Genomic DNA, 25,673 nt, shown 5'->3' with positions numbered 1-25,673 from the left:
TTAATTTACCCTTTTTGTGATCAACTATAATGTAAGATTATTATATGGGCGCAGATTGTACAAATTGAATCAACAAACAAAAAAAGCAGCAAGTCACTAGTGTTGTGACTTACTGCTTGCCTTTATTACATATAATATCCTACTGCAATCGATAAAAGGAAAAATAAGACTGACAAAACAACCGTAGCTTTCCCTAAGAAAGCATCAATCCCACGAGCCTTTTGTTTTCCCAGTAATTGTTCAGCACCACCAGAAATAGCCCCTGCTAAACCTGCACTTCGACCTGATTGCAATAATATAACGATAATTAGAGCGATTGAAACAATAATTAATAATGTAAATGCAACAGCTTGCACAACAGTCACCTCCAAGACACACTATACAATAGTATAAATGTATCACAAAATTGAGGCTATAGCAATTTGTTCATGAAAACTTAATCAAAAATAGCACTAAGAACGTCATCGTTAAATTTCTGATCTTGTCCTAATTCAGCCTCTAGTTGTTCGGATATCGATGACACCATCTCTTTCACGACTTTAAAGTCGTCAACACTAACTGCAACCGCTTTCATTTCGTTTATATTTTCCTCAACCTGATTAAGTTTATGCAATACATCCTCTAGTAGCTCAGTAGTCATAAGAAAGGGCTCCTTTTTGCTAGGTTTTCTTTTTATTATAGCAGACAATAGGGAAAATTCAGACTAGTTTTTATAAAAAAATTATTTATTTCAACGCAAAAAAAGCCTGCTTTAACTTTTTACTGTTAAAGCAGGCTTTTTGGAGATTACTTATTATTAAGGTTATAGAATGCTTTTTTTCCACCGTAACGTGAAATGTAAGCTAATTCATCTTCAATACGTAATAATTGGTTATATTTTGCTACGCGGTCAGTACGTGAAGGCGCACCCGTTTTGATTTGCCCAGCGTTTGTTGCAACTGCGATGTCAGCAATTGTTGCATCTTCAGTTTCTCCAGAACGATGTGAGATAACCGCTGTATAACCAGCACGTTTCGCCATTTCAATCGCATCGAACGTTTCTGTTAACGTACCGATTTGGTTCACTTTAATTAAAATTGAGTTCCCAACACCTTTTTCGATACCATCTGAAAGTCTTTCCGTGTTCGTAACGAATAAGTCGTCACCAACTAACTGAACTTTGTCACCGATCGCATCAGTCAGCTTCTTCCAGCCTTCCCAATCGTTTTCATCAAGACCGTCTTCAATTGAAATAATTGGATATTTGCTAGTTAAGTCTTTGTAGAACTCAACCATTTCATCAACAGTTTTTACAACACCTTCGCCTTTGAAGTGGTACTTGCCTCCTTCATACATTTCAGAAGCTGCAACATCAAGAGCAAGCATGACTTCTTCTCCAGCTTTGTAGCCGGCACGTTCTATTGCTTCAAGGATCGTTGTAATCGCTTCTTCATTTGATGCTAAGTTTGGCGCGAAACCACCTTCATCACCAACAGCTGTGTTATGGCCTTTTTCTTTAAGAACTGATTTTAAGTTGTGGAAAATTTCTGTTCCCATACGAAGAGCATCAGAAAACTTCTCAGCACCAACCGGCATAACCATAAATTCTTGAATATCAACACTGTTATCCGCATGTTCCCCGCCGTTTAAAATGTTCATCATTGGTACAGGTAACGTCTTCGCATTGAATCCACCAAGGTATACATATAAAGGAACATCCAAAGCATCAGCAGCAGCATGAGCAACAGCCATAGATACACCAAGAATGGCATTAGCACCTAATTTTCCTTTGTTGCTAGTTCCATCTAATTCGAGTAATAATTCATCTATCCCCACTTGATCTAATGCATCAAAACCTACTAATTCAGGAGCAATAATATCATTTACATTATCAACAGCTTTTGTTACTCCTTTGCCCATGTAACGGTCACCACCATCACGAAGCTCAACCGCTTCATGCTCACCTGTTGATGCTCCACTTGGAACAAGCGCGCGTCCCATTGAACCAGATTCTAAATACACTTCAACCTCAACCGTAGGATTCCCACGAGAGTCTAACACTTCACGAGCATATACATCAGTAATTAACGTCATCAAAAAAACCTCCATTTTTATTAGTTTAGAATTTATAGTTTAGAGTTTAGAGTTGTATGTAAGTAGTTCAATGATGTCTTGGAAAAGCATACCATAATATTTTAAAAAATAAATCCTCTATTATCAATTATTTCTCAATTACTTGGCATCAAAGATTTAACCCACAATAACTCTAAACTCTTAACTTTTAACTGCCCTTTATAAGGCTTTGTCCTGTCATTTCTTTTGGCTGGTTTGCACCTAGTAGATTGAGGACCGTAGGTGATAGATCTGCTAAAATGCCGTCTTGTCTTAGCTCGACACCTTTTTTCGTAACAATAACTGGAACCGGGTTTGTCGTATGAGCTGTCATTGGTGTATCTTCTAGTGTGATGACTTCATCAGCATTTCCATGATCAGCAGTAATGACGGCGTGACCACCTTTTGCTACGATCGCATCAACGACTTTCCCAAGACATTCATCAACGGCTTCAACGGCTTTAATCGTTGGCTCTAACATACCCGAATGACCCACCATGTCTGGGTTTGCAAAATTTAAAATAATGACATCGTGCTTATCAGCCTCTATTTCTGCCAGCAGTGCATCAGTTACTTCATACGCACTCATTTCCGGCTTCAGATCATATGTAGCAACCTTTGGAGAGTCAATTAAGACACGCTCTTCGCCCGGAAACTTCTCTTCTCTACCACCACTGAAAAAGAATGTTACATGTGGATACTTCTCCGTTTCAGCTATTCTAAGCTGCTTGTAGCCTTGCTGCGACAACACTTCACCTAACGTATTATCGAGGTTTGTCGGTTTGAAAGCGACAAATCCCTGAACTGTTTCACTAAAATGTGTAAGGCAAACATAGTGGACATCTTTTGGATGCTTGTCACCTCGTTCAAAGCCACGAAAATCTTCGTTTGTAAACACTTGCGACATTTGAATCGCACGGTCCGGACGGAAGTTAAAGAAGATAATCCCATCATTGTCCTGAATTGTGCTGACTGGACTTCCATCCTCATTCGTCATAACAGAAGGAAGCACAAATTCATCATGAATTCCGTTTTTATAGGAATCTTCTAACGCTTCTAGTGGTTGACGATAACTTAAACCTTCACCGTAGACCATGGCGCGGTACGATTTTTCAACTCTTTCCCAGCGTTGATCACGGTCCATCGCATAATAGCGGCCATGAATTGTCGCTATTTTTCCAACGCCTGCTGTTGCTAATTTCTCTTCAAGTGACTTAATATATACCTCTGCACTTGTTGGCCCAACATCGCGCCCATCGAGGAAACCATGAATATACACTTTGTCTACGCCTTCTTTTTTTGCTAAATCTATCAGTGCAAATAGATGTTCAATATGGCTATGAATACCGCCATCAGAAAGAAGTCCGTACACATGCAAGGCACTGTTATGCTGTTTCACATGCTTCATCGCCTCAACAAATGTTTCATTTTCAAAAAACTCGCCTTCACGAATTGACTTATTCACACGAGTTAAACTTTGATACACAATACGTCCTGCACCAATATTTAAGTGCCCGACTTCTGAGTTCCCCATTTGTCCTTCTGGTAATCCCACTGCTTCTCCACATGCTTGTAGTTGGGCGTGAGGATACTCACCCCAATAACGATCGAAATTTGGTTTCTTTGCCTGTGCAACCGCATTTCCTTTCGTCTCTTTCCTACAAGCAAACCCATCTAGTATTATTAATGCTACTGGTTTTTTACTCATTTTCGTTTACTGCCTCCAACAATTGTAAAAATGATTGATGATCAAGGCTTGCCCCACCTACAAGGGCACCATCAATATGAGGCTGATTGAGATAATCTTTGATGTTTTCTGGCTTCACACTGCCACCATACTGAATACGAACTTGCTCTGCTACTTCTTTAGAAAACACATTTTCAATAACGGATCGAATAACTCCGCATGTGTCATTTGCTTCTTCAGCCGATGAGGACTTTCCGGTTCCAATCGCCCAAATCGGTTCATAAGCAACAACCACTTGTTTTGCTTGTTCTTCTGTTAAGCCTGCTAATCCTTTTTCAACTTGTCCTTTGACTAAGTCATTTGTTTGACCTGCTTCACGTTGCTCAAGCGTTTCTCCGCAGCACATAATTGGAATTAGCCCATGCTTGAATGCTGCATGAACCTTTTTGTTTACAGTTTCGTCAGTCTCCGCAAACATTTCACGACGTTCAGAATGTCCAATGATAACATAAGTTACATTAAGATCCTTTAAAGCAAGTGGACTAATTTCCCCTGTAAAAGCCCCTGAATCCTCAAAGTGCATATTCTGTGCACCAATTTTCAATGCTGATCCTTGAGCATTTTCCACTAAACAATCTAAAAATAATGCAGGCGCACATACTACTGAATCGACTTTATCCTCCGGAGGTACGAGACCATCAACCTCTTTCACAAAAGCCCTAGCTTCAGACAAAGTCTTATTCATTTTCCAATTCCCCGCAATAATCGGCTTACGCATGTTATAAAACCACCTTTTCTTTAGTTTAGAGTTGAGAGTGTAGAGTGTAGAGTTGTTTGTATGTTTTCTCAAGAAGTACTTACTTCTTTGAGAAACCGTTCACTAACTCTAAACTCTAAATTCTAAACTCTACACTCTATTTATCATTAAGTGCTACTACGCCTGGCAGTTGTTTTCCTTCCATGAATTCGAGGGAAGCACCGCCGCCTGTTGAGATGTGACTCATACTGTCAGCAAGTCCAAACTTCTCCACTGCTGCTGCTGAATCACCACCGCCGATGACTGTATAAGCATCATTTGCATCAGCCAATGCAGTTGCAACGGACCGTGTTCCTCTTTCAAATGCTTCCATTTCAAACACACCCATTGGTCCATTCCAAATGACAAGTTTTGATTCCATGATGACATTTCGGTATGTATCAACTGTTTTTGGACCAATGTCTAATCCTTGCCAGTCACTTGGAATCGCATCAATATCAACAACTTGTGTAGTTGCATCTTCAGAAAATTGGTCAGCAACAATCACATCTTCTGGCATATAGAAGTTAACGCCTTTTTCTTTTGCTTTTTCCATAAATGATTTGGCGAGATCAATCTTATCTTCTTCTAAAAGTGATTTTCCAATTTCATGACCATTTGCTTTTACGAATGTATAGGCTAAACCACCACCGATAATAAGGTTATCCACTTTTTCTAGCAAATTATTAATCACATCAATTTTATCTTTTACCTTTGCCCCACCAATAATCGCTGTAAAAGGACGCTCAGGAGTCGTTAATGCCTTCCCTAATACTTCAAGTTCCTTTTCCATTAAAAGCCCGGCTACTGCTGGGATGTGCTGTGCGATTCCTTCAGTTGAAGCATGGGCACGATGAGCAGCACCGAATGCATCATTTACATAAATATCAGCTAAAGCCGCAAATGATTTGGCTAATTCAGGATCATTTTTTTCTTCTCCAGGATAAAAACGAACATTCTCCAGTAAAAGAACCTCGCCTTCATTTAAACCGTCAATTGCTTTATTTACTTCTTCACCATAGGCTTCATCAGTTTTGGTTACGGTTTTCCCTAATAAGTCACTTAGTCTTTTGGCAACACCATCTAATCGTAATTCTTCAACAACTTGTCCCTTTGGACGTCCTAGATGACTAGCTAAAATTAGTTTTGCTCCTTGCTCAAGTAAATAATTAATTGTAGGAATTGCAGCACGAATTCTTGTATCATCGCCAACCTCACCACTATTCATCGGTACATTGAAGTCAACGCGACAGAAAACCTTCTTGCCCTTAACATCAATATCGCGAATTGATTTCTTATTCATGGAAGTATCCCCCTTTTAGTAAATGTAAAATGTAGAATGTAAAATTTAAAATTATTATTTGGCTAAACGCAGTAGGAAATTCATAACTTCATCTTATGAATTTTCCCGTATTAATTTTACATTTAACATTTTGAATTTTACATTTTCTTTTTTGTTCATTGAAAAGAGGAGAAATTACTTTCTCCTCCCAATGTATTAAATTCCTCTACAAGGATTATAGCCCTTGTTTGGCAATATATTCAACTAAATCTACGACACGGTGTGAATATCCTGTTTCATTATCGTACCAAGAGATTACTTTTACCATATTTCCTTCCATCACCATTGTTGAAAGTGCATCAATTGTTGAAGAATATGGGTTACCATTGTAGTCTCCAGAAACTAATGGCTCTTCACTGTATCCTAGGATGCCGTTTAATTCACCTTCAGCCGCTGCTTTAAATGCTGCATTCACTTCTTCCGCTGTTACTTCTTTATCTAATTCTGCAACAAGGTCAACAAGGGAAACATTTGGTGTCGGAACACGCATTGCTCCACCATTTAATTTTCCTTTTAATTCAGGCAGTACAAGAGCTACTGCTTTAGCAGCACCTGTTGTTGTTGGAATAATATTTTCTGCAGCAGCACGAGCACGACGATAATCTTTGTGCGGCAGATCAAGAATTTGTTGGTCATTTGTATAAGAGTGTACAGTTGTCATCATTCCACGACGCACTCCAAATTTGTCATTTAACACTTTCGCAAACGGCGCTAAACAGTTTGTTGTACAAGAAGCATTTGAAATAACATGGTGGTTTGCAGCATCATACTGCTCATGGTTAACACCCATAACAACTGTAATATCCTCATCAGATGCCGGTGCAGAAATGATAACCTTCTTCGCCCCTGCTTCTAAATGCTTTGCTGCATCTTCTCTCTTTGTAAAACGGCCCGTTGATTCAACAACAACATCAACACCATAGTTGCCCCAGCCAAGCTGACTTGGGTCACGCTCAGCAATTACTTTAATTTCTTTCCCATTAACGATAAGAGCGCCTTGCGTTGCTTCAACTGTTCCATCAAATCTTCCATGAACAGAATCATACTTCAATAAATGAGCAAGCATCTCCGCATCTGTTAAGTCATTAATCGCTACTACTTCAACATTAGGATTTTTTAATGCTGCGCGAAACACAATACGTCCAATACGTCCAAACCCATTAATCCCAATCTTCGTCGTCATAAAAAATTCCTCCCAATAAGTTCAATTTATATTTAATAATTTATAATTTAAAATTGTTGTAAGAGCCTTATTGAAGAACTCTTAAGTTCTACCTTGAGTGTAAACCCAAGATATTAATTTTACATTTTACATTTTTAATTTTACATTATCTGTAACAGTTCTCTCGCTGCTGCTTCGTCAGTGATTAAAATGTCACTATGGTTTCTTTTCATGTAAGCGGCGATTGCCGCTGCTTTAGAACGACCACCAGCTACTGCTATTACTGAATGACTTTGTTTTACATCTTCAAGTTGTAGGCCGATAGTATTCACTCTATCGATAATATCCCCTGATTGGTTAAAATAATAACCAAAAGCTTCAGCAACTGCTTCCATCTCTTCAAGCTTACTTATTACGTGATCTGATGATTTTCTACGCTTGGCCATTGTTTTTGCTTCACCAATTCCATGGACGATCATTGAAGCCGATTTGATTAATGAAAGAATTTCCTTTACCGATGGCTCAGCAATTAATCGTTCATACGTTTCTGTACTGAGTTGATCAGGAACATGAAGTAAGCGATAATGCCCCAGCGCTTTTCTGGCCATCGTTGCACATATGTTATTAGCTTGATTTTCTACTTGCTCTCCTAGACCGCCTCGTGCAGGAACGAATAACGCCTCTTTCATTGTTTCATCAGGTGTCATCATCTCAGCAACTGCCGCTAAAGTACTGCCACCTGTAACAGCAATAATTTTTTCACCAGTGAGGTTACGCTTCATTTCGCTAACACATGATCTTCCCATTTCCTGCTTTACCCATGGATGCTGATCGCTGTCACCCGGAACAATGACGACCCCTTTGACAGGTAATTTCCCTATTAATTGCTCCTCCAAATCCTTTAGACCAAATAATTCTTTCATGATGTCCTCAAGTTGAAAGAGCAAGTGTCTTCCTTCATCCGTCAAACTCATCCCGGAAGGTGAAACATTGACTAGCCCTTGGTCTTTCAGAAAATCTGCTTCTCCACGAAGGACACGCTCTGAAATCCCTAAATTAGTTGCTAAATTCCTTCTTCCAATCGGTTCCAACAAACGCACTGTTTGTAAAATACGGTAGCGCTCATTCATCACAGTCAGGAAGTCCGGTAATAATTTTTTTTGAATGTCTAATAATACTTTCAAACGAATCTACCCCTTACGGATTCATCGGTGGACTATCTTTGTCCCGCATAGACATATTATGTCCCGACTAGAACAAAAAAAAGATCAACTCCTGATAATTCACAATTTTACCAAGGAATCAATCTTATGGCAAGCCCTTTTTTTGAGTTTAGAGTTAAGAGTGTAGAGTTTATAGTTGTTTGTATGTTGTTTCTAGAAGCTCTTCACAGAGAATCTTTCATTAACTCTAAACTCTACACTCTAAATTCTACACTCTAAACTAACGTAAGTATTTTTCTATTTTTTCTCTCGTCAGTATCCCATAGTCCACTTCTTCACCATTAATTTCGACAACCGGGATCATGATTTGGTATTTTTCTAATAATTCATCGTCCTGATAGATATCAATAACTTCTATATCCAGTGGAATTTCCTTATCAATTTCATGCAAAACCGCTAAGCCTTTATCACATAAAGGACAATCCACCTTCGAATAAAACACAACACGTACACGCTCCAAATCCAACCATCCCTTTTACAAAATCTTTAACTATATCTTTTTCATTATCTTTTCAATTTACATTTTACATTTTAAATTTTAAATTTTACATTACTTTTTCTCTTATCTTTTAATTCTAAATTCTTAATTCTAAATTCTAAATTGAAACTCACCCATACCGCTTTCTCTTTGCAGATGATGGAATTCTCATTTCATCACGGTACTTTGCGATTGTCCGCCTTGAAACGACAATTCCTTGATCTTTAAGTAGTGTCACGATTTTTTGATCAGATAATGGTTTTTCCTTATTTTCCTGTTCAATCAATGCTTTGATAGACTCTTTCACACTATTTGACGATGTTTGTTCACCATCTTCTGTACTTAGGGATGAAGTAAAGAAATACTTTAATTCATACAGCCCCCTTGGCGTTTGGACGTACTTTTGATTCGTTGCCCGGCTTACCGTTGACTCATGTACTTCTACTTCCTCAGCAATTTCCTTTAACGTTAATGGTTTCAAATGATTTGGACCATGATCAAAAAAGTCTTTTTGGTGACGAACAATCGCTTCAGTCACTTTCATTAATGTGACTCTGCGCTGGTCAATGCTTTTTAATAGCCACATCATTTGTTGATATTTTTGATGAACAAACTTAGAGGCATCAGTTTCCTCATTCTGCTTTAACAACGATCGATATTGCGTGTTTAATTGAATTCTTGGCAATAATGAATCGTTGACGATAACAAAATATTCATCCTCCACTTGCTCAATCGTAACATCTGGAATTAAGTATTTAGAAGGATCGCCGCCAAAACAAGCGCCTGGTTTAGGCTCTAATGTTTGCAGCAGATCAGAAACAGCTTGTATATCTTGGACGGTTACAGACAATTCTTTTGCAATCTGCTTCCACTTTTTCTCAGCGAATAAATCCAAATATTGCTCAACAATTGTTTCTGCGAGGACATCTCGACTTTCTAAATCGTTTAATTGAATCAGTAAGCATTCCTGTAAGTTCCTAGCCCCTACACCAGCAGGCTCTAACATCTGCAGTCTCATCAATGACGTTTCCACTACAGAAACATCCACATTCAGTTCAAGAGCAATATCATGAACATCTCTTACAAAATATCCATGGTCATTCAGATTGAGCGCTAAGTACATCATTGTCTTACGTTCTATATCTTTAATTTGTAAAAAACGGATTTGATTTAATAAATAATCCTGAAGACCATCCTCATTTTTACTAATATGATCAAGCGGTGAGTATGTCGGATCGCCTTCATATGGCTTTGAATCTAAATTAGGTTCCCAATCTTCTATCGATGACTTCTCCCATTGCTCCTCATTGCCCGTAGAATCAGAGAGCTCCATTAAAGGGTTTTCAATCGCTTGTTCTTGGATATAATCTAGTAAGTCTAATGTTGAATATTGCAAAATGGTGATAGCCTGTCTCAGTTCGTTTGTCATGACAAGCTTTAACTTCTGCTGTTGAAATAATCCAAAATCCATATTCATCATCATCACCCCTACAACTGCTTATTAGTTTAGAGTTTAGAATTTAGAGTTTAGAGTTGACGAACTTTTTCATTGAAGAAGGAAAACTCCTGCAAAACCGCTTCTAGTGTACTAAAAAATCAACTCTACACTCTAAACTCTAAACTTTCACTCCATGCTTGTAAACGTTTTCTTTTTTGATTATATGAAAGAAAACCTTGTCTCGATACCTACAAAATGAGGTGATTACCTTATTTTATCATAAAAATAACTGTTTTTTCTATAAAATTGAAACTGCGCTATCATCATAATGATAGCGCAGCTGCAGCAGGTAAGTTGGACTAACTTACTGACTTCATTTTCTCATATTTTATATCCGTAAATCGATAGTGTCTTAATGGTATGTGTGGAAACCATTACCTTATTTCCATTTTTCCGCCTTGCTCGGTTTGTCTCCCTTCGTACCAATCAAATTCAATTTCAAAGGAATGCTTGTCCCCTTTTTGCGTATATTCAATTTCTGTTTTAATGACTGGACCTGGTTGAACTTCAATTTCTTCACCATTTTGAACGAAAATAAATTTGCCTTGCTCTTTCAGCTTCTTGGCGATTGTTTCTAACATCATCGCAAAATCCTCAACATTTTGTTTTTCTTTGTACCTCAGTATGACATTTGTTACAGGTCTTTGCTGTTCCATTAGAAATCCCCTCTTTCGTTTAGTATACAAACCATTATACTTGTTTACTTTATCCGAAAATAAAAAGATTATATGAACTTTAACTGCCTAGCACTATAAACAGCCTTTTCACTGTTATTATTTTTTCGCAAAAGGGTTATGATGTATTAGGGTATAGTTAAAAGTAAATGTTGAAAGTGACTGTGAATGAGTGGGGTGTCAAAATATTGTTACATAATTTATTATTTTTGAGAAAGGATTTAATTGGTTAACACCGAATTTAACAATAAGGTAAGGTGATAGCATATCATTTGACCTTAGTTGACCTTTACGGTATCATGAACTTACATACGATACTTTCTTTACTAAACGGTCAGATTTTGATCTGAGCGTATCTTTACTTAAAACTTAATTAAAGGGAGGAATTTAAGATGAACCTAATTCCAACAGTTATTGAACAAACAAACCGTGGCGAAAGAGCATACGATATTTATTCCCGTCTATTGAAAGACCGTATTATTTTGTTAGGTAGCGCGATTGATGACAATGTCGCGAATTCAATTGTTGCTCAATTATTATTCCTTGCTGCAGAAGATCCTGAGAAAGATATTTCCCTTTATATTAACAGTCCAGGGGGATCCATCACAGCTGGGATGGCCATCTATGATACAATGCAATTCATTCAACCAAAAGTTTCAACAATTTGTATCGGTATGGCTGCTTCTATGGGTGCTTTCTTGCTAGCTGCAGGTGAAAAAGGAAAACGTTATGCACTTCCAAACAGTGAAGTCATGATTCACCAACCACTAGGTGGTACACAAGGTCAAGCATCAGACATTCAAATCCATGCGAAGCGTATTATCGAAATGCGTGAAAAGTTAAATGAAATCCTTTCTGAGCGTACTGGTCAGCCAATAGAAGTGATTGAACGCGATACAGATCGTGACAACTTCATGACAGCTCCTGCTGCGAAAGAATATGGCTTAATTGACGATGTTATCGCAAGCAGCGCAAAGAAAGAATAGATAAGAAAACGCAAGTGACTTACCCTTAAGCGCCCAGGCGCCGACACAAATAAAGGCTTCCTCCAAATTGTGATTTGGGGAAGCCTTTCCTTATTGTTCTCTTTCTACAAAAGCCTTAAGCCCTTTCAGAGCCTCAACCTCATCTTTTCCTTCAACAATGACAGTAATTTCTGTGCCAGAGCTAATTGCCAAACTCATAATTCCCATGATGCTTTTCGCATTCACTTTTTTCCCATCTTTCTCTACAAAAACCTCACTATGATAACGGTTGGCTTCCTGTACAAACAAAGCAGCCGGACGTGCTTGTAAACCTGTTTTTAATTTAACTACAATATTCTCTTGAACCACTGGTTATTTACCTCCTCTTTATTTAGCTTATTCATTGATTGTTTGACCTAATCTTAATTTGTTGGCGATTTCGTCAATCTTACGTAAGCGATGGTTCACTCCTGACTTACTTACTTTGCCGCTTGTAACCATCTCTCCAAGTTCCTTCAAAGTTACATCTTGATGTTTCACTCTCAGTTCGGCAATTTCTCTTAATTTTCCTGGCAAAACATCTAATCCAACTGTCTCATTGATGAATCGAATATTTTCAACCTGTCGCATTGCAGCACCAACAGTTTTATTTAAGTTGGCAGTCTCGCAATTCACCAGACGATTTACCGAATTACGCATATCTTTCATAATACGCACATCTTCAAAGTGCAGTAAAGCTTGATGTGCCCCAATCACATTGAGAAATTGAGTAATTTTTTCACTCTCTTTTATATATAGTATAAATCCTTTTTTTCGTTCCAATGTTTTCGCATTTAATCCAAAAGAGTTCACTAATTCACAAAGAGATTGATTGTGCTCTTCATACATTGAAAAAATTTCTAAGTGATAGGAAGAAGTTTCTGGGTGATTGACTGATCCTCCTGCCAAGAATGCTCCTCGTAAGTATGAACGCCTGCAGCAATTTTTTTTCGTAAACTGTGGAGAAATTTCCCTCGTAAAAGTAAAACCTTCTCCTATAATACCAAGATTTTCTAAAAGTTGCTTGGCTTGTTTAGAAATTCGTACTAAATACACATTATTTTTTTTCAAGCGCATTTTTTTTCGAACAAGTAATTCTACATGAATATCAAAAGATTTTTTGATTAATGTATAAATTCTTCTAGCAATCGCAGCATTCTCGGTACTAATATCCAGGACGATTTGCCGATTGCTAAATGAAAGTGAGCCATTCATTCGAATAAGCGCTGCCAATTCCGCCTGACTACAACACTCCTTAATCTCGAGCATTGTAAGCTCCTTCTTCGTCTTAGCAGCAAAAGACACCTATCTCACCTCCACAATAATTTATAATTTAGAATTAAGAATTTAGAATTGGTGTAAGTGTTTTCTATGAAGAAAACTTCTTATATGTGCTAAATCATCGTTGATATACCCACAACCAATTCTAAATTATACATTATAAATTCTAAATTTGTTCTTAAGTTTTCTTAATTGTTTCTAAAAGTATTTGCGAGACTTTCTTTGCGTTGTGGCGCAGGTAATTTCCGTTAAATTGGAGCAGATTTTCGTCTACGATTTCCAGCCCCAGCTTCTGCAGGCGGGCACGGTCATATAAGACTGGCTCTGCATGCTCCTTTTCGTACCGCAGTTTGATTTCCTTTGGAATCGCTTGTTTATTCACGATAATCGTATCTAAAATTTCAAGCCCAATGTGATCAAATAATGTTTGCACATGGTCAGCTGCAGTGTATCTATCAGTTTCTCCAGGTTGAGTCATAACATTACAAATATATACCTTTTTGGCCTTTGCCTGACTTATTTCATCAGCCAGTCCCGGGACTAATAAATTAGGCAGCACGCTCGTATAAAGGCTTCCTGGTCCAATAACAATTAAATCCGCACTGCGAATCGCAGTAATACTTTCACGCAACGGTTTCACTTGCTTTGGTACTAAGAAAACTTTTTTAATTTTCTTTCCTGCAAGAGGAATTTTTGATTCCCCTTCAACAATTGAACCGTCATCCATTTCTGCTTTTAAAATAATACTTTGATTTGCTGCCGGAAGTACTTTTCCACGTACATTAAGGACTCGACTCAGCTCACGTATCCCTTGGGCAAAGTCACCTGTAATCGATGTCATTCCAGCGAGAAGCAAATTGCCGAGTGAATGACCTGTTAGGCCATTTCCGTTCGTAAATCGATGTTGAAACAGTTCCTCAACAAGCGGCTCTACCTCGGATAAAGCAACCAGAACATTTCGAACATCGCCTGGTGGAGGAATGTCGAATTCCTTCCGCAGTCTCCCTGAGCTTCCGCCATCGTCAGCAACCGTTACAATTGCTGTAATATCGACTGGGAACATTTTGAGACCCCTTAATAGGACTGAGAGGCCTGTTCCTCCTCCGATAACGACAATATTAGCTTTTTTTTGTTTACTCAAGTCATTTTTCCTTTCCCTTCTCGATGTCTCGGTGTGTAACATGTGTTAAGTATTCATTTGAAAATTTCTTTCCAAAATGTTCAGCTAACGTTACAGAACGGTGCTTTCCACCTGTACACCCGATCCCGATCACCACCTGACTCTTTCCTTCCCGTTTATATTGAGGAAGCATATAGGTCAGAAGGTCATCTAATTTCTCAAGGAATTGTTGTGTTTCAGACCATTTTAAAACATATGATGAAACCTCATTATCTAATCCTGTTTTTGGTCTCATATGGTCAATATAATGAGGGTTAGGCAAAAAACGAACATCAAAGACAAGATCAGCATCAATCGGAATTCCATATTTAAATCCAAATGACATTACATTTACCGAAAAGCCTTGCTGCTCAAAATTAGAAAAGCGTTGAATAATGATTTCTCGCAACTGAATCGGTTTTAAATCCGAAGTATCGATGATTTGCTGTGCTCTGCCTTTTAAATCCTCCAGCATATTTCTTTCTAATTGAATCCCCTCCAAAGGAAGGCCCTTTTTAGCTAAAGGATGAGAACGCCTTGTTTCTTTATAACGTCGAACAAGTGCCGCGTCTTTTGCATCCAAAAATAGAATTTGCGGCTTCACTTGTGATATTTTACTTAAATCATCAATTGCTTCAAAAAGATGATCAAAAAACTCTCGACCTCTTAAATCGATAACTAGTGCTACTTTATTCATTTTCCCGTCGGAGCTTTCAATTAAATCTACAAACTTAGGAATGAGTGCTGGTGGCAAATTGTCCACACAGAAAAAACCTAGATCCTCAAAACTTTGGACAGCAACCGTTTTCCCAGCTCCTGACATTCCTGTAATTATGACAATTTGAATATCCTCTTGCCCAAACGACATACGATCACCACCACGGTTAAATTTAAAATTGAAAATGTAAAATGTAAAATGGTTATAGTATTTCTAGGAAGATAACATCTTTGAAATCTCTTACAACATTTTAAATTTTAAATTTTACATTTTACATTATTTTTTTCGGTTCAGGGTCTAAGCGGTATTTTAACAGTTTAAATTCTGGTGTGTAATGGAAGGTGCCGTACATAACGCCTTCTCCATTTATCATATGATCTAAGATAAAATAATCTCCTGGTGCCATTGGTAACTCATTTATTTCATCAACATGTTTCCATGCCAGCTTTCCTTCAGGCGACTGTTCCATTGATTCCCCATCGAATTCAGATGTCTCAAAGGTAAACATCATCCATTCTGATATAATCTTGTCGTTCTCGATGATGACAAAGTTAAATACACCTTTAATTTGTGGTTTTTTCAGGAAAATTCCAGTTTCTTCGCGATATTCGCGCATTACTGCTTCTTTTATTGATTCTCCAGACTCCATTTTTCCACCTGGTGCAACCCACCATCCTCTGCGGGGCTTTTGGAGTAAGAGGACTTGCTGACCATTACGCAATAAACAATTCGTTACTCTTTGCACAGTATTCACCTCTTTATTCAAGTATACTATCATTTTTATTCACTAACAATATTGTTGATTTTCCATTTCTAAACTGTTTATGTATTGCACTTGTTTCTTCTTATTTAATAATGCCATCAAAAGTTTTTTTACAAATTTTCGAGGTTTCATTGAATATAGACAAAGTTAGGATGAATATATATACGAATTTAAGGAAAACTTAGAGTTTAGAGTTTAGAGTTTAGAGTTTAGAGTTTAGAGTTAAAAACCTTTCACACAAAAAAAGAACACGGATGCTCTGATCCGTGTTTTCCAAGGTATATAAAAAAAGGGGGTCAATTACTTACCTTTATAATACTCCCTTTTTATTTCATAACTGTTACAACAGAGTTAAAACCGAATTACGTTTTGTTAATTTTTAGCTGTTAGTTGTTAGCTCTTAACTTTCAACTTTTAACTTCTAACTAGTTTTTCACCTTTAATTCTTCCATTAAGTTTTCAATATAATGCTGTGCTGATTGAGCAGCAATACTTCCGTCACCCGTAGCTGTAACGATTTGGCGTAACGTCTTATCACGAATGTCTCCGGCTGCTAAAATACCAGGCACTTTCGTCTCCATTTTCTCATTCGTTTCAACATAGCCCTCTTCATTTATTATGTTTAAATTTTTCACAGCATCATTTAAAGGTACCATTCCTACATAGATAAAGACGCCATCAGTCTTAAATTCTTGTATTTCTCCAGTTTGCGTATTTTCTAGTGTAACACTGCCGACTTTATTATTTTCACCGTTAATTTCTTTTACTGTATGGTTCCAAATAAATTCCACTTTCTCATTGTCAAATGCACGTTTTTGCAGAATCTTTTGGGCCCGCAGCTGATCACGACGGTGGACTACTGTCACCTTTGTTGCAAATCGAGTTAAGTATACAGCTTCTTCTACCGCTGAATCCCCTCCGCCAACAACAACTAATTCTTTCCCTTTAAAGAAAGCACCATCACAAACGGCACAGTAGGAGACTCCACGACCAGCAAGCTCCTTCTCACCAGGAACACCTAGTTTCTTGTACATTGCACCCGTCGCTAAAATAACGGCACGTGCTTTATATTCTTTGCTACCAGCAATAATCGTTTTGTATTCTTTTCCATCTATAATTTCTTTAATATCCCCATATGCATACTCAGCACCGAACTTCTTGGCATGCTCAAACATTTTATTAGAAAGATCCGGACCTAAAATATGGTCATACCCCGGGTAGTTTTCTACATCCTCAGTATTGGCCATTTGTCCACCCGGCACTCCTCTTTCCAGCATGAGCGTATCCAGGTTCGCTCTCGATGTATACACAGCAGCAGTCATCCCAGCAGGACCAGCACCAGCAATAATCACATCATAAATTCTTTCTTCACTCATTTGTAACACTCTCCTTCTCCTTAATGAGTACTACTTCAAACATTTATTTACTTTTTTATGGTAAAGAATTTTTTCAGCTTCGTCTAATGATCTGCTCAATCATACCCCTGTAGGTATAATGTAATTATACTGCACATCTTCTGGTTTTAAAAGTCCTTTTTTCAACTTTTTCAAATAGAACTGAGCTACTTCCCCATCCCGCATTTCTGATTTTTCCCAAAGAGCCTCGGCTTTCTGCATTCTGCCAGTCTGAAAAGCAGCGACTGCGAAACGGTGATAATAAACAGCGCTTCCTTCAAAGCCCTTTTTCGCTAAGAACTGGAATCGTTCATAGGCCTGTTCATGCTCCTCAACAAGTCCTAATGTTGTTGCAACCTTATAATAATGATCTATATTAAATGGATGTACGACCTTCAATGCTTCAATTACCGCTTTCACCTTCTCATGATGACCTAGTTCTCGGTAAAAAACAACAAGGTTACAATAGGCATTGAGATTGGTTGGGTCTTTTTCTATCACTCTCTCTAGCATTTCAATCGCTAGTTCTGTTTTTCCTGCTAAAACTAGCGCTTCTGCTAACAGGTTATGTGCTGTCCAATAATTCGGATACTCCGCAACCATATCCTCTAAAACCTTTATCGCTTTACTTATTTGGCCTTTTTCTAAACAAGTCTTTGCCTGTTCATGCAGGACAATTAAGCGGTCCTCTTCAACCTCAGGAAACTCAAACTCTTCATTTTCATCTAGCAGTAAATCTAGTAAATCTTGCGCATCCTCATAAAATTCACCATCAAACTCATTTTCAATATATTTTTTCACCGCTTTATGAGCTTCTGAAAACAAACCGAGGTTTGCATAGTTATTTGCTAAAAAGAAGTGACATTCATTCATATCTCCATCTATTTCATCTAAAACATAAAGAAGTAAATCATTAGATTTATTATACTCACCCAAATCTGCTAAAATTGCAGCGAGCTGACAAATAAACACAGGCTCATCCGGCTCAAGTTTTATCGCTCTTCTTAAATACTTTTCAGCTCTTTTTAGATCTTTTTTCTGGTAAGCATGAATCCCCTTTTCAAAAAAGTACTCTCCGTTCTTTGTAAAAGAGATAACCTGCTTCCCATTGTTAGCCGTATGAATATTACTGTTCATCAAAACCTCCAAGAAATCAATAATATTTAAATCACAAGTGAAAGTATAACATAGAAAAGCAGTTTAGAGTTTAGAATTTAGAGTTTAGAGTAGGTGTTAGTAATATCAAAGCAGCTGTAAGAAAGTTCACGGAAGAAATCCTCGCTGAATAAGCTAAAATAACTCTACACTCTACACTCTACACTCTAAACTAAAAGAGCTTTCTTCACGAAAAAACACCCAGAAATTTATTCTGAGCGTTTCTTGGTGTATCTTTCTTCTAACACTGCTAGGACATCGTCTAGTGGCAGCTTTTGTTCACGTAAAAGAACGAGGAGGTGGAAAAGGAGATCGGCTGTTTCCCATTTTAATTCTTCAGGATCTCTATTTTTTGCAGCGATAATGACTTCGCCCGCTTCTTCGCCTACTTTTTTGAGGATTTTGTCGACACCTTTTTCAAAAAGATATGTAGTGTACGCACCTTCAGGACGTTCCGCTTCTCTCTCAGCAATGATTTGTTCTAATTGGTTAATAATCGCAAAACGGTCACTTTTCACAGTTACTTCTTCACCTAACAGTGAATCGGCAAAACAGCTGTAGTTCCCTTTGTGACAAGCTGGCCCTGCTGGATCAACCGTAACGAGAATTGCATCACTGTCACAGTCATAGCGGAGGTCAATGATTTGTTGTGTATTTCCTGATGTTGCTCCTTTATGCCACAACTCTTGGCGAGAACGACTGTAAAACCACGTTTCTCTCGTTTCAATTGATTTTTGAAGAGACTCTTCATTCATATAAGCAAGAGTAAGTACTTCTTTGCTTCTGGCATCTTGAACTATTGCTGCGACTAAACCTTTATCATCGAATTTTACGTTTGCTAGACTCATCGTACTTCAACCTCTTTCTCACGCAAATAGTTTTTCACCTCTGCCACCGATGTTTCTTTATAGTGGAAAATAGAGGCTGCTAACGCTGCGTCCGCATTAGCCTGATCAAAAACATCAAAGAAATGTTCTTTATTACCCGCTCCGCCTGAAGCAATCACCGGGACAGATACCGCTTCACCAACAGCCTTTGTTAAGGCAATGTCAAAGCCAGTCTTTGCACCGTCCTGATCCATACTCGTTAATAAAATCTCTCCGGCACCGCGTTTCACCGCTTCCTTCGCCCAAGCGATCACTTCCCAATCTGTCGCGTTTCTACCCCCATGAGTATACACACGCCATGAGCTAATCTCTTCATCGTACTTCGCATCAATCGCCACGACAATACATTGACTGCCAAAATAATCGGATCCTTCAGTAATAAGCTCAGGACGAAGAACAGCAGCTGTATTGACGGAAACTTTATCAGCTCCTGCACGAAGCACTCTCTTCATATCAGCCAGTTCATTAATTCCACCACCGACTGTAAATGGAATCGCCAATTGTCCGGCCACTTTTTCAACAACCTCAACCATTGTGTCCCGTCCTTCAACTGAAGCCGAAATATCTAGAAACACAAGCTCGTCAGCCCCTTGCTCGTCATAAAACGAAGCAAGCTCAACAGGATCCCCCGCATCACGCAAACTAACAAACTGCACTCCCTTAACAACCCGACCATCCTTCACATCCAAACACGGGATAATACGTTTAGTTAACAAGTTCATCCCTCCTCTTTTTGGTTTATAGCATATATTAATTAACTGCACCTTAAATTGAAACAGCTTTTTTAGTTTAGAGTTTAGAATTTAGAGTTTAGAGTGTTTTAGAGTGATTTCGAAGAGGCCTTAAAAAACCTTCCTGAGTTACCCAATAACAACTCTAAACTCTACACTCTAAACTCTAAACTAATTCAACTCTAAACTAACACGTTTTTAATTCTAAATTCTACATTCTCAATTCTAAATTAGATCTTCAACGCTTCCTCCAGCGTAAACTTCTCCGTATATAGCGCTTTTCCAACGATAGCGCCGGCGATGCCTTGTTTACCTTTTAGCTGTTCAAGGTCAGCTAGGTTACTGACTCCGCCTGAGGCGATGACTTCTTTGCCCGTTACTTCGGCAAGGTGGGCGATTGCTTCAACGTTTGGTCCTGTGAGCATACCATCACGTGAAATATCGGTAAAAATAAACACTTGTGCACCCGCTTTTACGAGCTCTTGCGCAAGGTCAGTTGCTTTTACTTTTGATGTCTCTAACCAGCCTTCTGTTGCGACGTAACCATCACGTGCATCAAGTCCGATCGCAATTTTTTCGCCGTATGTTGCAAGCATTTCTTTGACAAATTCAGGGGCAGAAACTGCGGCACTTCCTAGAATGACACGGTCCACACCGTTTTCAAGGTAGTACCGAACATCTTCTGCTGTACGGATTCCGCCGCCAATTTGTACTTTCGCGTTCAGTTCTTTGGCAACACGAACAACATGCTCGTGATTCACGCGTTGCTTATCTTTCGCACCGTCAAGGTCAACCATGTGAATCCACTCAGCGCCACTATCGGCAAACAGTTTAGCCATATCAAATGGTGAATCACCATACACTGTTTCTTGGTTATAATCCCCTTGGATCAGGCGGACACATTTGCCGCCGCGCATATCAATTGCTGGATATATTATGAAATTGCTCATCAGATTTCGTTCTCCCTTCAACAACCGTTGCAAAGTTGCGTAATATCGCCATTCCTATTGCACTGCTTTTTTCTGGGTGGAATTGTGCCCCTAACACATTGCCCCGACCGACAACAGCAGGAACTTCTAAATCATACTCACTAACAGCCAGCAACACATCACGGTCGTCAGTTTGCACAACATATGAATGAACAAAATAGACATGTCCTTGCTCCACTTCGGTTAACAATTCATGCTCTGGTTGAAGAAACTTGAGACGATTCCAGCCCATGTGCGGCACTTTATACGATTCACCAGATTTCGTTACACCTGGGAAGCGAACAACTTTTCCTGGCAGGAGGTTTAATCCTTTTGTCAGCCCATTCTCTTCACTTTCTTCAAAAAGAAGCTGCATTCCAAGGCAAATACCGAATAACGGTTTTCCTGCTTCAACCCATTCAAGAATAAAATCTTTTAGACCGTCACGCTCAAGTGCTACCATCGCATCCTTAAACGAGCCAACTCCCGGTAAAATTAAGCCTTTTGCTTTTTGCAATTCACTAGGGTCTTCTGAAATAAAATACTCATAATCAAGGCGTTCAAGTGCTTTACTGACACTGTGTAGATTGCCCATCCCATAGTCGATAATTCCGATCATTTACAACATCCCTTTCGTTGATGGAACACCTTTCACGCGCGCATCAATCGTTGTCGCTTCATCAAGTGCCCGGCCAAGTGCTTTGAATACTGCTTCAATCATATGATGTGTGTTGTGGCCGTAGTGAACGATCACATGCAAGTTCATACGTGCTTCTAATGCCAGCTTCCATAAAAATTCGTGGACAAGCTCGACATCGAACGTTCCAACACGCTGGGCTGGAAACTCAGCACGGAACTCCAAGTGTGGACGATTGCTTAAATCGACGGCTACTTGGGCAAGTGCCTCATCCATTGGTACAAAAGCGTTTCCGTAACGCTTAATCCCTTTTTTATCACCTAGCGCTTCACGTAACGCATGTCCTAAGCAAATCCCGATATCTTCCGTTGTATGGTGATCATCAATTTCCGTATCACCATTGGCATTCACCGTTAAGTCAAAGTGACCATGCTTTGTGAATAAATCAAGCATATGACTTAAAAAAGGCACCCCAGTATCAAGGTTAGACTTTCCTTCACCATCAACAGCAAATTCTAATTGGATTTGTGTTTCATTTGTATTACGTTCTAAGCTCGCTCTACGTTCTGTCATCTATTTATCCTCCAATCGTACGTCAATCGCTCTGGCATGTGCTTCGAGTCCTTCAAGACGTGCTAACTTTGCAATTTTTTCACCGTTTTCTAACATTGCTTGACGGCTATATGAGATAATGCTCGATTTCTTTGTAAAATCGTCCACATTTAACGGACTCGAGAAGCGCGCTGTTCCGTTCGTTGGCAACACGTGATTCGGTCCGGCAAAATAGTCTCCAACAGGCTCTGAGCTGTAAGGTCCTAAAAAGATCGCTCCAGCATGGCGAATTTGTCCTAAAAGGTTCATCGGCTCTTGTACAAGAACTTCCAAGTGCTCTGGTGCAAGCTGGTTGACAACATCAATTGCTTCCGCTAAATCTTCAGTCACATAGGCCGCACCATAATCGTTGATCGATGCCGCAGCAATTTCTTTACGCGGCAGCGTTGCTAACTGTTTTTCAACTTCAACGGCCACTTGCTCAGCAAGAAACTGTGACGGTGTAACAAGCACCGCTGATGCCAATTTGTCATGCTCTGCTTGTGAAAGTAGATCAGCGGCAATATATTTAGCATTTGCTTTTTCATCGGCTAATACAACAATTTCACTAGGTCCGGCAATCATATCAATATCGACATGACCGAAAACCGCACGTTTTGCTAAGGCTACATAAATATTGCCCGGACCAACAATTTTATCAACGGCCGGGATGTTTTCCGTTCCATACGCCAGAGCAGCAATGGCCTGTGCTCCACCGACTTTATAAATTTCCTTTACACCAATTTCATTTGCGGCAACGAGCACACCTGGAGGAAGCTCGCCATTGGCATTTGGTGGAGATACCATAACGATCTTCTCAACACCGGCAACTTGGGCTGGAAGGACATTCATCATGATCGATGATGGATATGCCGCCGTTCCACCTGGCACGTACACGCCAACCGAATCAAGCGGAGTCACTTGCTGACCAAGAATTGTACCATCAGGCTTAGTTGTCAGCCATGACTGACGCTTTTGTCTTGAATGGAAGTCGCGAATGTTGTCTGCAGCTTCACGAAGAGCAGCAATAATGTCATCATCAATTTGCGTATAAGCTGCTTCAATCTCTTCTTTTGTTACTTTAAAATTGGTAAGCTTAGCTCCATCAAACTTTTCCGTTAACGTCGCAACAGCACTGTCACCTTGTTCTTTCACTTGAGCGATAATGTTATTGACCGCATCACGCTGCATTTCTGTTCCTGAATCAATGTTTCTTTTTAGAGAAACTTCATCAGTTACTTTGACGATCTTCATTGTTGTTCCCCCTCTTCAATAACACGGGCAAGCTTCTCAGCCATTTCATCGATCACCGTATCTTTCATACGATAGCTTACAGGGTTCACAATTAAGCGTGATGTAATTGGCACAATATACTCCAGCTCAACGAGGCCATTTTCTTTTAATGTACGGCCTGTAGAGACAATATCGACAATGCGGTCAGCTAAGCCAATAAGTGGAGCCAATTCAATTGAACCATTTAGCTTGATGATCTCAACTTGTTCACCTTGCTCACGGAAATAGCTTGCCGCAAGATTCGGATATTTTGATGCGACTTTTGGCGCGATATCATTGCTTTTTTTATATGTTGGCAGTCCCGCTACAGCCATGTAACATTCACTGATTTGCAGATCAAGAATTTCATACACATCACGTTCTTCTTCAATCATGGTGTCTTTCCCGGCGACCCCAATATCCGCAACCCCATGCTCAACATATGTCGGCACATCCATCGGCTTAGCAAGAATAAAACGCATCCCGGCTTCCGGGACATCAATGATTAATTTACGGGAGTCATCGAATTCAGGTGGAAGCGGGTAACCAGCACGGCGTAACAGCTCAACCGCTTCTTCAAAAATACGTCCCTTTGGCATCGCCACTGTTAATAATTCACTCATCGCTTACTCCCCCTTCCCGTTCTTGCCGATGCAATAAATCACATCATCAAACTGTTCAGATAATACATCGACTTCCTTAACACCTTTTAAATCCTGAAGAACAACGGTTTCCCCGCTTTCTCTTTTATCAGAGGCTAAGGCAATCGCTTCAGCACGGCGTTCATTGCTGTATACAATGCACGTTTTCGACTGTTTTTCTTCCGTTCTCCCTAACGCTTCAACAAGGAGATCAAGACGTAAGCCAAAACCAGTCGCCGGACCTGGACGATTAAATTTCGTGAGCAGCTCATCATAGCGCCCGCCACTGCTTAACGGAAACCCTAAATTGCTGCTGTACCCTTCAAACACAACACCGGTATAGTAGCTCATGTGCATGACAAGGTTTAAGTCAATTTTCAAATATTCCGTCACACCATAACATTTTAGTACGTCCCAAAGCTTCGTCAGCTCGTTTAATGCCTGTTCACCTTGTTCGTTTTGAACGAGTTTCTTCGCTTCATCGAGCTTCTGCTCACCACCGCGCAACTGAAGTAAGTCTAGCAGTCTACCTTTATCAATGGAGGAAAGCGAGAGGCTCTTCACATGCTGACGATAGCCGACGTAATTTTTTTCATATAGGTATCGGCGCAACACATTCGCACGCTCTTCATTTCCTAGAATATCAAGCATAAGCGCATTCACATAACCAACATGACCAATCGCGACCTGGAAGTTTTCCACTCCCGCTTTTTTCAGCGCGGCAATCATGAGGGCAATGACTTCCCCATCCGCACTTGCAGTTCCATCGCCTATTAATTCAACGCCAATTTGCTCAAATTCCGCTGGTCGTCCCCCCTCATGCTGCTGGGCACGGAAGAGATTCGTATCATAGGTTAACCGAAGCGGATACGATTCATTTCGTAAGCTTGAAGCCGCAAGTCTGGCAATTGGTGCTGTCATATCCGGACGCAGCACAAGCGTATTCCCTTGCTGATCAAGCAGTTTAAATAATTGTTGGTCCAAAATAGCCGAAGCAACACCAACTGTATCGTAAAATTCCAATGTAGGCGTTTCGATTCTGTCATAGCCCCACTTGGAAATCTCATCATTAATTACATTTCTCACATTTTGTTTTGTTTGAAACAGCTGCGGAAGAGTATCACGCATCCCTAACGGCTTTTCAAACATGAATGGTTTCGTCATATTATCACGCTCCACACTTTAGTTCGCTACCATACTACCATAATAAAGACTTGTTATGTAGTTTACACTTCAATTACCAATTCGTCAATAAGTTCATGTAGTTTAGAGTTTAGAATGTAGAGTTTAGAGTTGTTGAACGTTATCTCCACGATGCAAAAAATATATTAAACCTTAATGATGTTTAACTTCCCCGAAAATGCATTCATTAACTCTACACTCTAAACTCTCAACTCTAAACTGCTTTTCCCCATTATATCAGAATTCTGTGAATTCAAAAAAAATCTTGTATATTGTTGAGAAATTGATGTATTTGTAGATGGGAGGCGGGAGGTTGATGGTTCGAGATTAGTCATATGT

At 39.3% G+C, this 25,673-nt stretch carries 27 protein-coding genes; 1 reads left to right on the top strand and 26 read right to left on the bottom strand.

Annotated elements, in window-relative coordinates:
- Positions 1-125 precede the first annotated feature (125 nt).
- The 11 genes from secG to ACJ2A9_RS14000 form a co-directional block, all read right to left on the bottom strand.
- Positions 126-356, bottom strand: a complete 231-nt coding sequence (secG, locus tag ACJ2A9_RS14050) for a preprotein translocase subunit SecG (protein ID WP_441422303.1) — start codon at positions 354-356, stop codon at positions 126-128.
- A gap of 80 nt (positions 357-436) precedes the next feature.
- Entirely contained in the window at positions 437-640 is a 204-nt protein-coding gene (locus tag ACJ2A9_RS14045) for a hypothetical protein (RefSeq protein WP_441422302.1), read from the bottom strand.
- 146 nt (positions 641-786) lie between these two features.
- Positions 787-2,073: a phosphopyruvate hydratase gene (eno, locus tag ACJ2A9_RS14040; RefSeq protein WP_441422301.1), complete on the bottom strand. Its 1,287-nt coding sequence runs from the start codon at positions 2,071-2,073 to the stop codon at positions 787-789.
- A gap of 187 nt (positions 2,074-2,260) precedes the next feature.
- Entirely contained in the window at positions 2,261-3,799 is a 1,539-nt protein-coding gene (gpmI, locus tag ACJ2A9_RS14035) for a 2,3-bisphosphoglycerate-independent phosphoglycerate mutase (RefSeq protein WP_441422300.1), read from the bottom strand.
- On the bottom strand, positions 3,792-4,556 hold the full coding sequence (gene tpiA / locus ACJ2A9_RS14030; RefSeq protein WP_441422299.1) for a triose-phosphate isomerase: 765 nt from the start codon (positions 4,554-4,556) through the stop codon (positions 3,792-3,794). The genes gpmI and tpiA overlap by 8 nt, the downstream gene beginning before the upstream one ends.
- A 136-nt stretch (positions 4,557-4,692) precedes the next feature.
- Positions 4,693-5,877 (bottom strand): phosphoglycerate kinase, encoded by a 1,185-nt coding sequence (locus ACJ2A9_RS14025; RefSeq protein WP_441422298.1) that lies wholly within the window; start codon positions 5,875-5,877, stop codon positions 4,693-4,695.
- A 214-nt stretch (positions 5,878-6,091) separates the two neighbouring features.
- A complete protein-coding gene (gap, locus tag ACJ2A9_RS14020) occupies positions 6,092-7,099 on the bottom strand; it encodes a type I glyceraldehyde-3-phosphate dehydrogenase (protein WP_441422297.1) in 1,008 nt (335 codons plus the stop codon).
- A gap of 140 nt (positions 7,100-7,239) precedes the next feature.
- Positions 7,240-8,262, bottom strand: coding sequence for a sugar-binding transcriptional regulator (locus ACJ2A9_RS14015; RefSeq protein WP_441422296.1), 1,023 nt, complete (start codon positions 8,260-8,262; stop codon positions 7,240-7,242).
- Positions 8,263-8,521: 259 nt separating this feature from the next.
- Entirely contained in the window at positions 8,522-8,761 is a 240-nt protein-coding gene (locus tag ACJ2A9_RS14010; RefSeq protein ID WP_441422295.1) for a glutaredoxin family protein, read from the bottom strand.
- A gap of 148 nt (positions 8,762-8,909) precedes the next feature.
- Positions 8,910-10,256, bottom strand: a complete 1,347-nt coding sequence (gene rpoN / locus ACJ2A9_RS14005; protein WP_441422294.1) for an RNA polymerase factor sigma-54 — start codon at positions 10,254-10,256, stop codon at positions 8,910-8,912.
- A 395-nt stretch (positions 10,257-10,651) separates the two neighbouring features.
- Complete coding sequence (locus ACJ2A9_RS14000) at positions 10,652-10,933, bottom strand: amphi-Trp domain-containing protein (RefSeq protein WP_441422293.1); 282 nt, start codon at positions 10,931-10,933, stop codon at positions 10,652-10,654.
- 410 nt (positions 10,934-11,343) lie between these two features.
- On the opposite strand from ACJ2A9_RS14000, the gene clpP reads away from it, so the two are divergent.
- A complete protein-coding gene (clpP, locus tag ACJ2A9_RS13995; protein WP_441422292.1) occupies positions 11,344-11,937 on the top strand; it encodes an ATP-dependent Clp endopeptidase proteolytic subunit ClpP in 594 nt (197 codons plus the stop codon).
- Positions 11,938-12,027: 90 nt separating this feature from the next.
- Here clpP and ACJ2A9_RS13990 read toward each other — a convergent pair whose 3' ends face one another.
- The 15 genes from ACJ2A9_RS13990 to ACJ2A9_RS13920 all read right to left on the bottom strand — a co-directional run bounded on the left by ACJ2A9_RS13990 (position 12,028) and on the right by ACJ2A9_RS13920 (position 25,316).
- The gene (locus ACJ2A9_RS13990) at positions 12,028-12,285 is read right to left on the bottom strand and encodes an HPr family phosphocarrier protein (RefSeq protein ID WP_441422291.1); all 258 of its coding nucleotides are present in this window, start codon (positions 12,283-12,285) and stop codon (positions 12,028-12,030) included.
- Between the two features lie 27 nt (positions 12,286-12,312).
- Positions 12,313-13,260, bottom strand: coding sequence for a DNA-binding protein WhiA (whiA, locus tag ACJ2A9_RS13985; RefSeq protein WP_441422290.1), 948 nt, complete (start codon positions 13,258-13,260; stop codon positions 12,313-12,315).
- Positions 13,261-13,414: 154 nt separating this feature from the next.
- Positions 13,415-14,419 carry a gluconeogenesis factor YvcK family protein gene (locus tag ACJ2A9_RS13980; protein WP_441422289.1) on the bottom strand — a complete coding sequence of 335 codons (1,005 nt, stop codon included), beginning with the start codon at positions 14,417-14,419 and terminating at the stop codon, positions 13,415-13,417.
- The gene (gene rapZ, locus ACJ2A9_RS13975) at positions 14,379-15,263 is read right to left on the bottom strand and encodes an RNase adapter RapZ (protein ID WP_441422288.1); all 885 of its coding nucleotides are present in this window, start codon (positions 15,261-15,263) and stop codon (positions 14,379-14,381) included. The genes ACJ2A9_RS13980 and rapZ overlap by 41 nt, the downstream gene beginning before the upstream one ends.
- A gap of 121 nt (positions 15,264-15,384) precedes the next feature.
- A complete protein-coding gene (locus ACJ2A9_RS13970; RefSeq protein ID WP_441422287.1) occupies positions 15,385-15,858 on the bottom strand; it encodes an 8-oxo-dGTP diphosphatase in 474 nt (157 codons plus the stop codon).
- A 443-nt stretch (positions 15,859-16,301) separates the two neighbouring features.
- Complete coding sequence (gene trxB, locus ACJ2A9_RS13965) at positions 16,302-17,252, bottom strand: thioredoxin-disulfide reductase (protein ID WP_441422286.1); 951 nt, start codon at positions 17,250-17,252, stop codon at positions 16,302-16,304.
- 99 nt (positions 17,253-17,351) lie between these two features.
- On the bottom strand, positions 17,352-18,407 hold the full coding sequence (locus ACJ2A9_RS13960; RefSeq protein WP_441422285.1) for a tetratricopeptide repeat protein: 1,056 nt from the start codon (positions 18,405-18,407) through the stop codon (positions 17,352-17,354).
- Between the two features lie 227 nt (positions 18,408-18,634).
- Positions 18,635-19,273: a bifunctional phosphoribosyl-AMP cyclohydrolase/phosphoribosyl-ATP diphosphatase HisIE gene (hisIE, locus tag ACJ2A9_RS13955; RefSeq protein WP_441422284.1), complete on the bottom strand. Its 639-nt coding sequence runs from the start codon at positions 19,271-19,273 to the stop codon at positions 18,635-18,637.
- A complete protein-coding gene (gene hisF / locus ACJ2A9_RS13950) occupies positions 19,270-20,028 on the bottom strand; it encodes an imidazole glycerol phosphate synthase subunit HisF (RefSeq protein ID WP_441422283.1) in 759 nt (252 codons plus the stop codon). The genes hisIE and hisF overlap by 4 nt, the downstream gene beginning before the upstream one ends.
- 245 nt (positions 20,029-20,273) lie before the next feature.
- Positions 20,274-20,993 (bottom strand): 1-(5-phosphoribosyl)-5-[(5-phosphoribosylamino)methylideneamino]imidazole-4-carboxamide isomerase, encoded by a 720-nt coding sequence (gene hisA / locus ACJ2A9_RS13945; protein WP_441422282.1) that lies wholly within the window; start codon positions 20,991-20,993, stop codon positions 20,274-20,276.
- On the bottom strand, positions 20,962-21,630 hold the full coding sequence (gene hisH / locus ACJ2A9_RS13940) for an imidazole glycerol phosphate synthase subunit HisH (protein ID WP_441422281.1): 669 nt from the start codon (positions 21,628-21,630) through the stop codon (positions 20,962-20,964). The genes hisA and hisH overlap by 32 nt, the downstream gene beginning before the upstream one ends.
- Positions 21,631-22,221 (bottom strand): imidazoleglycerol-phosphate dehydratase HisB, encoded by a 591-nt coding sequence (gene hisB, locus ACJ2A9_RS13935; protein ID WP_441422280.1) that lies wholly within the window; start codon positions 22,219-22,221, stop codon positions 21,631-21,633.
- The gene (hisD, locus tag ACJ2A9_RS13930) at positions 22,222-23,493 is read right to left on the bottom strand and encodes a histidinol dehydrogenase (protein ID WP_441422279.1); all 1,272 of its coding nucleotides are present in this window, start codon (positions 23,491-23,493) and stop codon (positions 22,222-22,224) included.
- Positions 23,490-24,134 carry an ATP phosphoribosyltransferase gene (hisG, locus tag ACJ2A9_RS13925; protein WP_441422278.1) on the bottom strand — a complete coding sequence of 215 codons (645 nt, stop codon included), beginning with the start codon at positions 24,132-24,134 and terminating at the stop codon, positions 23,490-23,492. The genes hisD and hisG overlap by 4 nt, the downstream gene beginning before the upstream one ends.
- Positions 24,135-24,137: 3 nt before the next feature.
- Positions 24,138-25,316 (bottom strand): ATP phosphoribosyltransferase regulatory subunit, encoded by a 1,179-nt coding sequence (locus ACJ2A9_RS13920; RefSeq protein WP_441422277.1) that lies wholly within the window; start codon positions 25,314-25,316, stop codon positions 24,138-24,140.
- Between the last annotated feature and the right edge of the window lie 357 nt (positions 25,317-25,673).

The sequence above is a fragment of the Anaerobacillus sp. MEB173 genome (assembly GCF_052119505.1).
GTDB lineage: Bacteria > Bacillota > Bacilli > Bacillales > JBJMAU01 > JBJMAU01.
Note: the sequence above shows the minus strand (reverse complement) of the source record. Positions and strands in the feature narration are given on the sequence as shown.